Raw genomic sequence first — 15,136 nt, 5'->3', positions numbered from 1 at the left:
AATGTAAATTTAAACAGGTTCTCCGTATAAATCAAATTCTGTAGCTTCTATTATTTTAATATTAACAAATTCTCCAGTTTTTACATAATGTTTAGATGCGTCAATCAATACTTCGTTGTCTACATCAGGACTATCAAATTCAGTTCTTCCAACAAAATGAGCACCTTCTTTTCTGTCAATGATACATTTAAAAGTTTGTCCTACTTTCTCTTGATTTAAATCCCATGAAATTTGAGATTGTAATTCCATGATTTCGTTAGCACGATCTTGTTTGACATTATCAGGAACGTCATCTTCTAATAAGTAAGCATGAGTGTTTTCTTCATGTGAATAAGCAAAGCAACCCATTCTGTCAAATTTCATTTCCTGAACAAAGTCTTTAAGGATGTTAAAGTCCTCTTGAGTTTCTCCTGGATACCCCACAATCAAAGTAGTTCTGATTGCCATTCCTGGAACAGCTTTACGGAAATCTTTTAGTAATTGAGTTGTTTTTTCTTGAGTTGTTCCACGACGCATCGATTTTAAAACCGAATTAGAAATGTGTTGCAATGGAATATCAATATAGTTACAAATCTTAGGTTCGCGTTTCATAACCTCTAGAACATCCATAGGGAAACCAGTAGGGAAGGCGTAATGTAAACGAATCCATTCAATACCTTCTACTTTTACTAAAGCTTCAAGTAGCTCAGCTAAATTTCTTTTCTTATATATATCAAGACCATAATAAGTCAAATCTTGAGCAATCAAAATCAATTCTTTTACACCATTTTTGGCTAATCCTTCTGATTCTTTAACCAGTTTTTCAATGGTTTGTGATACGTGTTTTCCACGCATAAGAGGAATCGCACAAAAACTACAAGGTCTATCGCAACCTTCAGCAATTTTTAAATAAGCGTAATTTTTTGGAGTAGTTGTTAAACGCTCTCCTAATAATTCATGCTTGTAATCAGCACCCAATGCTTTTAGTAATTGAGGCAACTCAGTTGTACCAAAGAATTGATCCACATTTGGGATTTCTTTTTCTAAATCAGGTCTGTAACGTTCAGATAGACATCCTGTCACAAAAACTTTGTCTACTATTCCTTTTTCTTTTTTGTCAGCATACTCTAAAATCATGTTTACCGACTCTGCTTTAGCATTATCAATAAAACCACAAGTGTTTATAACAATAATATTACCTTCCTCTGCAGCAGGAGCTTCATGTGTTACTTCTTTTCCGTTAGCGCGAAGTTGGCCCATAAGTACTTCACTATCATATACATTTTTCGAACACCCAAGAGTGATTACGTTGATTTTATTCTTTTTTAAAGACTTGGTTCTCATACTTTTATAAATTGGAGTGCAAAATTACATTTTTTATTCCTAGAAACACCATGATTCCTTCTTTTTTCTGAAGTTGTTATTGTTGGATTTAGGAGCTTTCCGATAGTTATCGGAACCTTGCTGTATGCTATATCTTTTCTGTTTGCTATGGCGAAGGGAAAAAGGATGACGCTTCTAGCAGGGCTAAAAAAAATCCGTCTTGATAAGAATCAGACGGATTTAATTTGTGTGTTAGTTAGTGTTTGATTATAATTCAAATAACATAGTTAATGAAACATTGCTAAACTTTGTATTGATATTAGCGCCATCTGTGAATCCTTGATTAAAGAAAGCTTGTTGAGAGTTTCTTTTTGCATAAGAGTAAGCTAAGTCTACTTTAGTTGCTCCAAAATTATATCCTAAACCACCAGAATACCCATTTAAATCGCCCATAGTAGAGCTGTTCTTGTATGGGCTTTGTTCGTATCTATAACCAGCTCTTAGGCTTAGTAGTTTGATTTTGTATTCGGCACCAACTCGTACTTCACTGCTGTTAGTTAATTGGTCGCTCATTGTGGTATTTGCACCTCTAAATTCGTTTGTAGGTTTGAACTTGGTATTACCATAATCTTTAATGGCATAATCTACACTTAATAATCCAGTTTTTCCAAAAATATATGCGAAACTGGCAGTCCATTTCCCAGGAGTTTGCAGTTTATATGATTCATACACATTAATAATTTGCGGGTCAACGATAGTAGGAGGTAGTTCTCCAGTGTTATTGCTGGTTACAGATACTAATTTCTGTGTGGTTTCATCGTAGAGTTTATACCAAGTGTTTGATTCATAGGCAAGACCTAGTCGTACTTGATCTGTTACTTTTGCAATGGCACCTACTTGAAAAGAAAATCCATTTCCGTAAGTGTATAACTGATTGTCAAATCGTAATCTATTTATTTGGTCTACTGCGCTGTTATTGTTAGTGTTGTCTTCGTAAAAACTAGTGTTTCTCGTGTAATCTGCAAAATGAGAGTTTAAGTTTATTCCTATGAATAATTTGTCTTTATATGAGGTTGCAGCATTAAAAGATAGTTTTCCATTGTACCCGTTAGTATGAACTTCATTTTCTTGATAATAATTTCCTCCAGCTGGAACAAGTGAATAGTAAGGACTGTTTGGGTTATTTATATCAGTTGGATTAATTATGAATCCTTGATATCCTATCATTGCTTGTTGAGCAGCGTAGCCACTTAACCCAGGATATTGAGAATTTGGGAAATTGCTACCTAGATAGCGATACAAACGACTTATGGATTCTCCACTTTGTGTATTGACATATTCTTGTGGTACTGGCGCACCACCGTTGCTAGTATTAGCATAGCTTAAAAAATATTTATCTATAGAATTCGTTGGGTTTACTCCGGAAGAGAATATATCGTTATTGTAGTTGTTAGTGTTTTCGTAATTAACTCCTACAGACAATTTTTTCCAGTTACTGCTTGAGTATGAATCCTTGAAAACCATAACTCCACCGGCTTGATTCAGTATAAAAGAATTTTCTTTTTCCTTAGTTTTTGTTCCGAAATAATTGGAATTATTCTTAGTGTTGTAATTGCTTAATGTTACTCCAAATTGGTTATTTGCAAATACTGCAGAACCAGCTGGGTTAACGTTTAATGAAGATAAATCACCACCAAGTGCTCCAAATGCACCTCCCATAGCGCGGAAACGAGCTGTTCCGTTTAAGTTGTCTTGAGAATAGCGCATTGCGTCAGAAATATCCTGAGAATGTGCTGCATTAATAGTTAGTCCAGTAAGGATTAGGAATATGTACTTTTTCATAATTCAGATAAATTTTTAGTTCATTTTAAAGAAGATGTAGGTTATCTTCTTCCACCGCCAGAAGATCTTCCTCCGCCACCACCGCCAGAAGATCTGCCTCCACCACTGGCATCATATGAACGACCTGATGAGCTAGGGGTATAGGATCTTGTTGGGGCACTTGAAGAGTTGCTAGGGTTGTAGCTTCTGCTAGGTGCATAGCTATTATTGTTGCTGTTATCTCTACGTGTTGGTGTATAAGTGTTGTTTTGTGAACCAGATGCTGGGTTTCTACGTGTCGGGTTATAAGTACTGTTTGAAGATTGATCTCTTCTGGTGTAGTTATAATTACCGTTGTTGCTTCTTGTTGTATTATTATATGAATCGTTTCTTCTGTAATCTGTATAGTTGGTGTTACTGCTTCCTCTTCTGTTTGTGAAATTTGAGTTTTGAGTACTACTTCTTCTGTCAGTATAGTTCATATTACTGCTTCCTCTTCTGTTTACAGAGTAGTCAGAGTTTCTAGAGTAACTTCTATTAGAGTAGTAATTGTTGCGATTTACACCGTTGTTGTACATAGCACCTCTGCGACCAGCGTTGTATGAGTAATTATAGTTGTTGCGGTATCCGTAATAAGGTCTGTATCCGTAATATGGATAGTAAGAAGGGTAGCCCCATCCAAGTCCGCCACCATAATAAGGATAACCCCATCCTGAACCATAATATCCACCGTATCCGCCGTATCCATATCCGAAACCACCATAATATGGGTAACCCCATCCTAGGCCAAAAGATAATCCCCAAGTATTTGGGTATATATTTACAGAAACGTCTTGAACATTGCTTCCCCAAGCAGGATAGCTAATGCTTGAACTAGCTACATTGTCATCAGATTCATTGTAAGAACCGTAATTGTCAACATTTGTGAAGATTTCAGTAGGTTCGTCATTGCTTTGTAGGGATCTGAAATAATCTTTATATTGATTATTGGTGCCAGTTGTAGTAATTCTTTCAGTGTAATTATTAGATGATGCTCCATATATTCCATCGTTGTCATAATAAGAGCTATTTTGATAAGAACCACATGAAGTTACTAGCAAACACAGTAGCGCTATTGTTGAAAAAAGTACTGTGTTTTTTTGGGAAAAAATATTAGTTTTCATATCTGTGGGTTTTTTATTGTTGGACAATACAAAAATAGTTAGTTTTGTGAAACTATTTAGTTAAAATAAGTTAAACAAAATTTGTGCCAAACTATTCAATATGAGTAAGAACCTTACTACAAGATCAGAAGATTATTCAAAATGGTATAACGAGCTGGTTGTAAAAGCGGATTTAGCCGAGAATTCAGGAGTTAGAGGATGTATGGTTATTAAGCCGTACGGATATGCTATTTGGGAAAAAATGCAGGCTGAGTTAGATCGAAAATTTAAAGAAACAGGGCATCAGAATGCCTATTTTCCATTATTTGTTCCTAAGAGCATGTTTGAGGCAGAAGAGAAAAATGCCGAAGGATTTGCAAAAGAGTGTGCTATTGTAACACATTATAGATTAAAGAATGATCCGGATAAACCTGGAAAATTAATGGTTGATCCTAATGCTAAGTTAGAGGAAGAGTTAATCGTTCGTCCAACAAGTGAAGCTATTATATGGTCTACATATAAAGGATGGGTACAATCTTATCGTGATTTACCTTTATTAATCAATCAATGGGCAAATGTAGTTCGTTGGGAGATGAGAACTCGACTGTTTTTAAGAACGGCTGAATTTTTATGGCAAGAAGGGCATACGGCTCATGCTACAAAAGATGAAGCTATTGAAGAGTCAGAGAAAATGATGAATGTATATGCGGAGTTTGTTGAAGGCTTTATGGCGATTCCAGTTGTAAAAGGACTTAAGACAGAATCAGAACGATTTGCAGGTGCTGAAGAGACTTATTGTATTGAAGCATTAATGCAGGATGGAAAAGCGTTACAAGCTGGGACATCACATTTCTTAGGTCAGAATTTTGCAAAGGCATTTGATGTGAAGTTTGCTAATGCTGAAGGAAAGCAAGAATATGTTTGGGGGACTTCTTGGGGAGTATCTACTCGATTAATGGGTGCTTTGGTAATGACACATTCAGATGATAAAGGATTGGTCTTGCCTCCAAATTTAGCTCCAATACAAGTGGTGATAGTTCCTATTCATAAAACAGATGAGCAATTGGCAGAAATTTCGATTGTGGTTAATGAATTGGTTTCTCAATTGAGAAAGTTGAATATTGCTGTGAAATATGACGATAGAACGACACAAAAGCCAGGGTTTAAGTTTAATGAATATGAATTAAAAGGAGTGCCGATTAGAATTGCGGTAGGTCCTAAGGATTTAGAAAACGGAACTTTTGAAATTGCAAGAAGAGATACGTTGACAAAAGAAATAGTTTCGAAAGATGGAATTGTTACTTATGTAAATGATTTATTGACTCAAATTCAAGCTGATTTGTATAATAAAGCATTGGATTATCGTAATTCGCATATTACCGAAGTAAATAGTTTTGAAGAATTTAAAGAGGTTTTAGAGAATAAAGGTGGTTTTGTATCAGCACATTGGGACGGAACTATGGCTACAGAAGAGAAGATCAAAGACTTGACAAAGGCAACGATTAGATGCGTTCCTTTGGATGGAGTAGAAGAGGCGGGAAGCTGTGTGTTTACTGGTAATTCTTCTTCTAGAAGAGTGCTGTTTGCTAAGGCATATTAAATTTTTTTATTTTTTTTGCTTTAGCTATTGTAGAACTCAAAAATAGATGTATCTTTGCATCCGCATTAGGGAAGCAGGCCCGTTCGTCTATCGGTTAGGACGCATGGTTTTCATCCATGTAAGAGCGGTTCGATTCCGCTACGGGCTACTACTTTTTTTGCGTGTTAAAAGTTATTTGAAGATTGAATAATAAAATGGCCCGTTCGTCTATCGGTTAGGACGCATGGTTTTCATCCATGTAAGAGCGGTTCGATTCCGCTACGGGCTACTAATTCAATTCTCATTTAAGATTGAAAAAAAACTTAGAAGAATACTGGTCCGTTCGTCTAGGGGTTAGGACTTCAGGATTTCGTCCTGGTAACAGGGGTTCGATTCCCTTACGGACTACAAGAATTAGTTGTGAATAAGTTTTGTAAAATAAAAACTGGTGTCTCGGTTTTTGTTTTATTAGTTAAAGCTAAAGTGATTGTTTTACAATTGTGGGAGGCTTTTCTTTTTTAACTAGTATTTATAATTATTATCTCTAAAATTTAAAAAAAAATGGCAAATCATAAGTCAGCATTAAAAAGAATAAGAAGTAACGAAAAAAGAAGAGTTCTTAACAGATACCAACATAAGACTACTCGTAATGCTATAAAAGCGTTAAGAATAGCTACTGATAAGCAAGATGCTACTTCAAAATTATCAACTGTAATTTCTATGATTGATAAATTAGCTAAGAAAAATATCATTCATGATAACAAAGCTTCTAATTTAAAATCTAAATTAACTAAGCTAGTAGCTAAATTGTAATTAAAACAATTTGCCTAAAATATATAAAAAGCCCTCTTTTTGAGGGCTTTTTTTGTGCTCTATAAAAAAACCTCTTAATGATTAATTGATAATTATTAAGAGGTTTTTTGTTTAAACGCTCATCTTGTTTTTTATGTATTCTAGCATTTGTAGTGTGATGGGTTTTGAAAGGAAATCAAGTATCATTGGATAGTTTTTTGCCTTTTCTAGGTCTTCAGGGTCAATTGTGGAAGATAGTATGATTACGTTGGTGTTGTTGAAGTCTGAGTAGTTTGATGTGGAAAAGTGGTCTAAAAATTCCCAGCCTCCCATTACAGGCATGTTTAGATCTAGGAAAATAAGTCGTGGTTTCTTATCGTTAAGATCAGTGGGTTTGGTGTTGTATTTAAGAGTATTGAAGTATAATAAAGCTTCTTCTCCGTTTTGAGCTGTTGTTATTTCTTTGGAAAACTCAGCTTTTGTGATTACTTTTTTACATAACATTAGTGCTATGGGGTCGTCGTCTATGCATAAAATCTGGTCAAACATTTTATTTGTTTTTAAATATTAGAGTAAATGAGGTTCCTTTGTTAACCTCGCTGTCTATACTAATTGTTCCTCCCATTGTTTCTACTTGAGATTTTACTAGGTATAATCCAAGTCCTTTGCTGTCGGGGTAATTGTGGAATCTTTGATAAAGTCCAAAAACTTTATCTCTGTTTCTTTCAAGATCAATTCCAATTCCGTTGTCTTTAAAAGTTAGTATTATCCTGTCTTCGATTTGATTGGCTGAAATAGTGATTTTTAATTTGCGATCTTCAGATCTGTATTTAATGGAATTGGTAAGTAGGTTTAATAATATGCTTTCTATGTAGGCTTTGTTGATGTTTAAAACGGCTACTTTTTCAAAATTTAATTTTATTATAGGTTTGTGTAATTCGATTTGAAAGCTTAGTTGGTTGAATACATTTTCGAAAACTTCATTTAGTAAAACCTCTTCTTTTTGAATTGATGGGTTGTCTTTGATTATGATAACTTTTACTAAATCATTGATGGTTTCGTTTAATAAGTGGGTGGACTTATTGAATCCGTTTAGTATTTCTTTTAGTTCTTCGTTTTCAATCGGAATATCTTCTATAAGATTTAATAATCCGGTTAGGTTTGATAGGGGGGATCTAAGATTGTGTGATGTTATATAAGAGAATTGTTTTAAATCTTTGTTGTTTTGAGTTAGTTCTCTAATAAGGTGTTCTTTTTCTTTTTCAAGTTTTTTCTCTTCTGTTATATCTCTTTGTATTGATATCCAGTGAGAAACCTCATTTTCGGAATTAAAGATAGGTATCATGGAGTAGCGTACCCAATATTCATCTTTGCTTTTGGTATAGCTAATAGTTTCTATTAAGCACTCTTCTTTGTTTTTTATTGCTTTTATGAGTTTTCGGAGTTCACTAGAATCGGATTTAGGGCCTTTAAAGATATTAGGAGATTTACCAACGATTTCTTCAGATTGGTATCCAGACATTTTTGAAAAAGATGGATTTACATATACAATTTGAGGAATCTTACCGTCATGCGAATCGGCTTCGGTAATTAGTATTGAATCTCGAGATTGAGTGATTACAGTTTCAAGTAGTTTTAGTCGTTGTTCTTCTTCTTTTTGTTTTGTTATATCTTGTATTGCTCCAATCATTCTGATGGCTCTCCCATTTTCGTCTTTTAAGAGAAAACTTCGGTGGAGAACATATTTATAAGTAGCATCTGCACATCTAAAACGATATTGATCTTGCCATTTTTCAGTTTTTTGTTCTATAAATGAATATAGTTTTACTGACATTCTGATGCTGTCTTCGGGATGAATTTTGTCAAACCACCATCTCGAGCTGTCGCCAACTTCTTCTTGTTTATATCCAAAAATGTTTTCGATTCCTTTGTTCCAAGTGATGCTGTCTTCTTGGATTTTCCAGTCCCAAATTGTGTCACTAGTTGCTTTGGCAACTATGTTATATTTTTCGTTTGATTCTTTAATTTCGTCATTCGATTTTTTTAGTTTTTCGAATACAGTAATGTTTCTGGCGTCATTTTTTGATAGGATATATCGGTAGAGTAGGCCAGTTAAAATAATGAAAACAAGATCTTTTATAAAACTGAAATAGTAATATTGAGTATTTGAGATATTGTTAAGTAGATATTTATGACAAATGATTGCCAAAAATAGAGAAATGACAAAGTAAATTAATGTAATTTGATTGGTTTTGTTTTTCATTACTCAAATATAATTAATAATTACCAAATTATTAAACATCAATTATAAGATATTTAAAACGCTTGATTTTAATGTAGTTTTTAGGTGTAATCAGTTAAGAATATGTAAACTATTGCTTAAATATATTTTTTTATCAAAATAAAGTGTACCTTTGCACCCATTAAAAATCTCAGATGGAATCTATTAGAAATATTGCAATTATTGCCCACGTCGATCACGGTAAAACCACTTTGGTTGATAAAATTATGTATCACTGTCAGTTATTTCGTGACAACGAAAACACAGGTGATTTAATTCTTGATAATAATGATTTAGAACGCGAGAGAGGTATTACTATTACTTCTAAAAACGTTTCAGTTCAATACAAAGGAACAAAAATCAATATTATTGACACCCCTGGTCACGCCGATTTTGGTGGTGAAGTAGAACGTGTACTAAACATGGCCGATGGTGTATGTTTGCTAGTAGATGCTTTTGAAGGGCCAATGCCACAAACTCGTTTTGTATTACAAAAGGCAATCGACTTAGGTTTGAAGCCATGCGTTGTTATCAATAAAGTTGATAAAGAAAACTGTACTCCAGAAGAAGTACATGAAAAAGTTTTTGACTTAATGTTTGAATTAGGTGCTTCAGAAGAACAATTGGATTTCCCAACTGTTTATGGATCAGCTAAAAATAACTGGATGTCTGATGATTTCAGAAATCAAACAGAAAACATAGAGCCTTTACTAGATATGGTAATTGCTAATGTTCCTGCTCCTAAAGTTTCAGAAGGAACTCCACAAATGTTGATTACATCTTTAGATTTCTCTGCATTTACAGGTCGTATCGCTATTGGTCGTCTTGAAAGAGGTATTCTAAAAGAAGGTATGCCAATCTCTTTAGTAAAAAGAGATGGTACTGTAATAAAATCAAGAATCAAAGAATTACATACTTTTGAAGGTCTTGGACGTAAAAAAGTAGAACAAGTTATTGCAGGTGATATCTGTGCTATAGTTGGTGTTGAAGGTTTTGAAATTGGTGACACTATTGCAGATCACGAAAAACCAGAAGGGTTAGCTTCTATTGCTATTGATGAGCCTACTATGAGTATGTTGTTTACAATTAATGACTCTCCTTTCTTTGGTAAAGAGGGTAAATTTGTAACTTCTCGTCATATCAGAGAAAGATTGACAAAAGAATTAGAGAAAAACTTAGCTATGAAGTTAGGTGAAACTGATTCTGCTGATAAATTCATGGTTTTTGGTCGTGGTGTACTTCACTTATCTGTTCTTATTGAAACAATGAGAAGAGAAGGATATGAATTACAAATTGGTCAACCACAAGTTATCATCAAAGAAGTTGATGGTAAAAAGTGTGAGCCAATTGAGGAATTAACAATCGACTTACCAGAAAATCTTTCAGGTAGAGCGGTTGAATTCGTTACACTTCGTAAAGGAGAAATGTTGAGTATGGAAACTAAAGGTGAGCGTATGATTATTAAATTTAATATTCCATCTCGTGGAATTATTGGATTGCGTAATCAATTACTTACTGCTACTGCAGGTGAAGCTATCATGTCACACCGTTTTATAGGATACGAGCCTTACAAAGGAGAAATTTCAGGACGTAACAAAGGTTCTTTGATCTCTATGGAAAAAGGAAAAGCTATTCCTTATTCTATTGATAAATTACAAGATCGTGGTAAGTTTTTTGTTGAGCCAAATGCTGAAATTTACGAAGGACAAGTTATTGGAGAAAATTCTCGTGGTGATGATATGTGTGTAAACGTAACTAAAGAGAAAAAACAATCTAACGTTCGTTCATCTGGAAATGATGATAAAGCAAGAATCATTCCTCCAATTATTTTCTCATTAGAGGAAGCTTTAGAGTACATTCAAAAAGATGAATATGTAGAGGTTACACCAAAATCTATTCGTTTGAGAAAAATCTATTTGACTGAAACTGATAGAAAAAGATTTAAAATCTAATAAGATCTTATATAGTTTTAAAAAAGCCATTCACACAGTGAATGGCTTTTTTTATGACTTGTATTTTTGAATGAATATTGTTTTTATGGAACTTAGAAAGTAAGGAATAAGCCCAAATTATTTGATTGTTATCTTTTTAAACTAAAATGACCTTTGACTTCTTTCCCGTCTTCAAATTTTAAAGTAAACCAATAATCATCAGAAGGAAGATCACGGCCAGCATAAGTTCCATCCCATCCTATGTTAGTAGCGTTCATCTGTTTTAATAATTTTCCATAACGATCAAAAATAGAGATGGAATAATCAGGCATTTGATCTAGGTTTTTAATTTTCCAAGTATCATTGTGTCCGTCTCCGTTAGGAGTTAAGAATCGAGGGTAATCAAGAACATAAAAGATTGATGATATAGTTGCTCCGCAACCATTTTTATCTCTTGCGTATGCTTTGTAAATTCCAGCAAGAACTCCTCTGAATAAAGGATCGTCTTGGTAATTTGAACCATCTAAAGAGAATTCATAATTTCCAATTCCAGTATATTCTACTAAAACTGAATTTTCATTTGCTGAAAAATCTTTAATTTGAGTTCCAGTAATTGTAGCCACATCTGAGGCAACAACATTAAATTTCTTAGTTTTTTCACAACCATTTATATCTGTTACTGTAACGGAATATGTTCCAACAGTATTTACAGCAATTGTGTTGGAAGCAGATCCTGTGCTCCAATTATAGCTTTCAAATCCAGTTGCAACAGATAAATCAATTACTGAGTCTTTACATAGGTAGGCAGTTTCAGAATCAAAATTAGGAGGGTTAAATACATTGACTATTAATTCAATTGGAATTACAGCGTAACAATCTGGACCATTAATAATGCGCGCATATATGGTTTGGTTAAAAGCAATTGTATTTTTGAAATTATTGGATACAGCGTTAGTTTCAGTAATTGCATTGCTTTCGCTTAAGTAATAATTGACCAATAAACCAGAAGGTAAGCCATTTAAGATTTGTGGTGTAACTTCAGTATTCAAATTAAATTCATACAGTCCATCAGTATCTTGATCGCAAACTGCAATAGGATTTTGTGGAAGAATGATGTTATCTGATATTTTTAATTGGAGCTCTGCATACTTAGGACAGCCATTTTTATTTTCAACTCTTGCATGAATAGTTTCTGTAGGGGAGCTATTGATATAGTTTTTAGGATCTACAATTGGATTTAATTTTGCTTGAGCATCTGCTAACGATTTATAATAGACAATGCTTAGATCTGGATTGTTGTTTTTTATTATTGCGTCAACTTTGGTTAGATTAAACGTAGTACTATTATCAGAGTCAATATCACATTGAATTAATGTGGTATTTGTAACAGTGATTTCTGGTGCATATTCAATTTTTATTTCATCAGATGCGGTACATGTAGAAGGAGCCATTAAAACATTTACTCTGTATGTTCCAGCTTCTTTAACAGTATATGTTGGATCTGTAGCTGTGTTGTTTTTGACACCGTCTTTGTACCATTCGTAAACGTATTTTGAACCAGGAGGAGAAAAAAGTTTTGTATCTAGTACTAATTCGTCTCCATAACATAACGGATTATTTGTACTAGATTCTCGGTCTTCTCCTAAATCTATTTTTGAAGTAAAGCTTCCGGCTTCAAGGAAAATAGCTGAATCATAATATACGTTTCTATCATCGGCAATAACCAATTTTATATGATACGTTTTTCCAGCAACTACATTGGTTTCGGATTTCATTACAATAGTTTGTCCTGCGTAATTTGTAGCGCCTGTACCTATAGTGTTTAAACCATTAAAATAAGTCTCATTTACAGCAGGGCATCCAGGAATGACATTGCCTTTATTATCTGTAACTGGTTCAACTTTTGGGCGAACAGTCATAGATGAAACTGGTATAGTAGTGTTTGGTAATACTGCTAAATTTTTATAAGGTTCACTGCTGCCTTTTTCTTTTATTAGGAAGGCAAAGCCATCAGAATAATAACATGGATACACATTTTGGTATTCATTAGACGCAAAAATATAATTGAAGCTTATAAAATTGGTTAATGGTGAAAAATCAAATTCTAAAACTGTAGCATTTATAGATTTAATGCCTAATATTTGATCCAAATCAGAATCTCCCAGCCATAAGCTGTTTCCACCACCACCATCATCTTTAATTAAAGGCCCAATGGAGTTCTCACTAGTCCAAGTGCTAAGTACTACACCTTCTTTAAATGGGAAATTGCTTGTACCCGCATTAAAATAAGCAAAACTATTGCGCCCTGGAGTATGTTCGTCTCCTTTTGTGAGAGGGTTCATTACTGAGGCGCAAGAACTATTTACCAATACTTTTTCTATTAATTCTTGAGGACTTTTTGTATCATCAATGATTATAGATTGTGCATTGGTTTTTATCCCAAAACAAAAGATGAAAAGTGTTGATATGAATATTTTTGCTGATTTCATTACTAACTAAAAAGAGTATAAACAAATATACTATAGATCTCGGCTCTTTAGTAATTTATAAGAAAAGAAAATGAAAAGGAACGTCCAAATTAAAACAATTGCTACAGAAATGTAATCAACATTATAATTTTTTGTGTTTTCAACTCCCATTTGTATACCGATATTTTTTATAACTGATAGCCTTGTAAAAGGTTCAACGATTAAGTTAGACATGGCCTCAAGAGGAAGTAATCGGATAAAATAATCTGCAATTTTGCTATCAGGAAAAATAACAAACATAAGAACAGTTTTTATAATACCTTCAAGAATACTCCAAACCAGTAGAAAACCCAATGCGAATGCAGAGCGTTTTACCAATATTCCTAAAAATAAACAGAATGAAAAGAATCCAGTTAGTTTTATAAAAAAGGCAAAAAGATATTCCATTCCTGAAAAAATAATTCCAATTTCGGTATAAGAAGAAAAAGATAATCCTAAAATTAAGCTCATTATGAATACAAAGACTGTAGAGCAAAAAGCAAATAAAATTACGGTATAGAACTTCGATAAAATAAATTCTTTTTTACTTAAGCCATCGATAAGATTTTGTTTTAAGGTACCATAACTATATTCATTTGCCATCATAGAGACAATTACAATTGCTAAGAAAAACTTTAACCAAGCTGCAATGTAGGTGTTGAAATGCCAAATGAAAGGGAAATTAAAAATTCCCATTTCGGCTAAATGAAATTTAAAAGTACCTAAGTCAAATTTTATAGAAGCAATTAATGCAATAAACGTAAGGAGGATAAAATAGGCTAAGGTTAATATACGACTGGCGTTATTTTTCCAAATTTTTTGTAGTTCTATAGAGAGAAGTCTGTTCATAGCTTATTTGTTTTTTATAGAAGCGTTATTGGTTAGTTCTAGAAATTGTTCTTCTAAACTGTTTTTACGTTTTACTAAATGATTTAAGAAGATGTTTTGTGAGAATAAAAATTGGTTTAATTCTGCAGCGCTTAAGTCACTTTTTAAATAAACTAAAACCACTTCTTTTTCTTTTATAACGCTATCTACAGCAGGATGTGTTTCTGTTACAGAAATTAATTTTTCAGTATCATCTGCTTGTATTTCAAAGAAACCTTCGTTTGAGGACATGCCACCAACCGGACCAGAATATAAAATTTCTCCTTTTCTTAAAACCACTACATCAGTACATACTTTTTCAACTTCATCTAATAAATGGGAAGCAAGTAATATTGTTGTACCATGTGAGGCTATTTTTTTTATGATATCACGAATTTGATGAATTCCTTGAGGATCCAATCCGTTTGTAGGTTCGTCAAGAATTAATATTTCGGGATCGTTCAGTAAGGCTGACGCTATAGCTAGACGCTGTTTCATTCCTAATGAAAAAGTACTAAACTTGCTTTTTCTTCGCTCGTTTAGACCTACTAATTCTAATTTTTCGTTTATCTTAGAATAATCAATGTTCTTGATTTTACAAACCAGTTTCAGGTTTTCTTCAGCGCTCATGTAAGGATAAAAGTTTGGTCTTTCGATAATTGCGCCTACTTTTTTTAATGCATCATGGGTTTGTATTTTTCCACCAAACCAGCTGTATCGCCCAGAAGTTTCGTTTACTACATTTAAAACGATTCCCAATGTTGTTGACTTTCCACTTCCGTTAGGACCTAGAATTCCATAAACACGGCCTTTTTGTATTTCGAAAGAAATATCTTTCAGAGCTTGAACTCGCCCATATCTTTTATGTAGGTTCTGTATTGTGAGTATTGTTTCCAAATTTATTTACAGTTTTA

The 15,136-nt window shown here is 33.5% G+C and carries 11 protein-coding genes and 3 tRNA genes; 6 read left to right on the top strand and 8 right to left on the bottom strand.

What is annotated here, in order from left to right:
• Positions 1 to 9 precede the first annotated feature (9 nt).
• The 3 genes from rimO to LNQ49_RS07205 all read right to left on the bottom strand — a co-directional run bounded on the left by rimO (position 10) and on the right by LNQ49_RS07205 (position 4,286).
• The gene (gene rimO, locus LNQ49_RS07215; RefSeq protein ID WP_229988000.1) at positions 10 to 1,323 is read right to left on the bottom strand and encodes a 30S ribosomal protein S12 methylthiotransferase RimO; all 1,314 of its coding nucleotides are present in this window, start codon (positions 1,321 to 1,323) and stop codon (positions 10 to 12) included.
• A gap of 246 nt (positions 1,324 to 1,569) precedes the next feature.
• On the bottom strand, positions 1,570 to 3,144 hold the full coding sequence (locus LNQ49_RS07210) for an OmpP1/FadL family transporter (protein ID WP_229987999.1): 1,575 nt from the start codon (positions 3,142 to 3,144) through the stop codon (positions 1,570 to 1,572).
• Positions 3,145 to 3,185: 41 nt separating this feature from the next.
• A complete protein-coding gene (locus tag LNQ49_RS07205; protein ID WP_229987998.1) occupies positions 3,186 to 4,286 on the bottom strand; it encodes a hypothetical protein in 1,101 nt (366 codons plus the stop codon).
• Between the two features lie 100 nt (positions 4,287 to 4,386).
• Here LNQ49_RS07205 and proS point away from each other — a divergent pair, with 100 nt between their 5' ends.
• From proS to rpsT, 5 genes are all read left to right on the top strand, one after another.
• Entirely contained in the window at positions 4,387 to 5,865 is a 1,479-nt protein-coding gene (proS, locus tag LNQ49_RS07200) for a proline--tRNA ligase (RefSeq protein WP_229987997.1), read from the top strand.
• 76 nt (positions 5,866 to 5,941) lie between these two features.
• Positions 5,942 to 6,013, top strand: a tRNA-Glu gene (locus LNQ49_RS07195).
• A gap of 48 nt (positions 6,014 to 6,061) precedes the next feature.
• Positions 6,062 to 6,133, top strand: a tRNA-Glu gene (locus tag LNQ49_RS07190).
• Between the two features lie 47 nt (positions 6,134 to 6,180).
• Positions 6,181 to 6,252 (top strand) — tRNA-Glu (locus tag LNQ49_RS07185).
• Positions 6,253 to 6,405: 153 nt separating this feature from the next.
• Positions 6,406 to 6,657, top strand: coding sequence for a 30S ribosomal protein S20 (gene rpsT / locus LNQ49_RS07180; RefSeq protein ID WP_229987996.1), 252 nt, complete (start codon positions 6,406 to 6,408; stop codon positions 6,655 to 6,657).
• 111 nt (positions 6,658 to 6,768) lie between these two features.
• Here rpsT and LNQ49_RS07175 read toward each other — a convergent pair whose 3' ends face one another.
• Positions 6,769 to 7,185, bottom strand: a complete 417-nt coding sequence (locus tag LNQ49_RS07175; RefSeq protein ID WP_229987995.1) for a response regulator — start codon at positions 7,183 to 7,185, stop codon at positions 6,769 to 6,771.
• 1 nt (position 7,186) lies between these two features.
• Positions 7,187 to 8,899 (bottom strand): PAS domain-containing sensor histidine kinase, encoded by a 1,713-nt coding sequence (locus LNQ49_RS07170; RefSeq protein ID WP_229987994.1) that lies wholly within the window; start codon positions 8,897 to 8,899, stop codon positions 7,187 to 7,189.
• A gap of 173 nt (positions 8,900 to 9,072) precedes the next feature.
• Between LNQ49_RS07170 and typA the strand changes: the two genes are divergently transcribed.
• A complete protein-coding gene (gene typA / locus LNQ49_RS07165; protein ID WP_229987993.1) occupies positions 9,073 to 10,869 on the top strand; it encodes a translational GTPase TypA in 1,797 nt (598 codons plus the stop codon).
• 128 nt (positions 10,870 to 10,997) lie between these two features.
• Here typA and LNQ49_RS07160 read toward each other — a convergent pair whose 3' ends face one another.
• From LNQ49_RS07160 to LNQ49_RS07150, 3 genes are read right to left on the bottom strand one after another with little or no spacing between them, the layout of a single operon-like run.
• Positions 10,998 to 13,337, bottom strand: coding sequence for a T9SS type B sorting domain-containing protein (locus tag LNQ49_RS07160; RefSeq protein ID WP_229987992.1), 2,340 nt, complete (start codon positions 13,335 to 13,337; stop codon positions 10,998 to 11,000).
• Positions 13,338 to 13,367: 30 nt separating this feature from the next.
• On the bottom strand, positions 13,368 to 14,204 hold the full coding sequence (locus LNQ49_RS07155) for an ABC transporter permease (RefSeq protein WP_229987991.1): 837 nt from the start codon (positions 14,202 to 14,204) through the stop codon (positions 13,368 to 13,370).
• Positions 14,205 to 14,207: 3 nt separating this feature from the next.
• Positions 14,208 to 15,119: an ABC transporter ATP-binding protein gene (locus LNQ49_RS07150; protein ID WP_229987990.1), complete on the bottom strand. Its 912-nt coding sequence runs from the start codon at positions 15,117 to 15,119 to the stop codon at positions 14,208 to 14,210.
• Positions 15,120 to 15,136: the final 17 nt, after the last annotated feature.

Source organism: Flavobacterium pisciphilum, from assembly GCF_020905345.1.
In the GTDB taxonomy this organism is placed as follows: domain Bacteria; phylum Bacteroidota; class Bacteroidia; order Flavobacteriales; family Flavobacteriaceae; genus Flavobacterium; species Flavobacterium pisciphilum.
The sequence above is the reverse complement of the archived record's forward strand: the minus strand, read 5'-3'. Positions and strand labels throughout refer to the sequence as shown.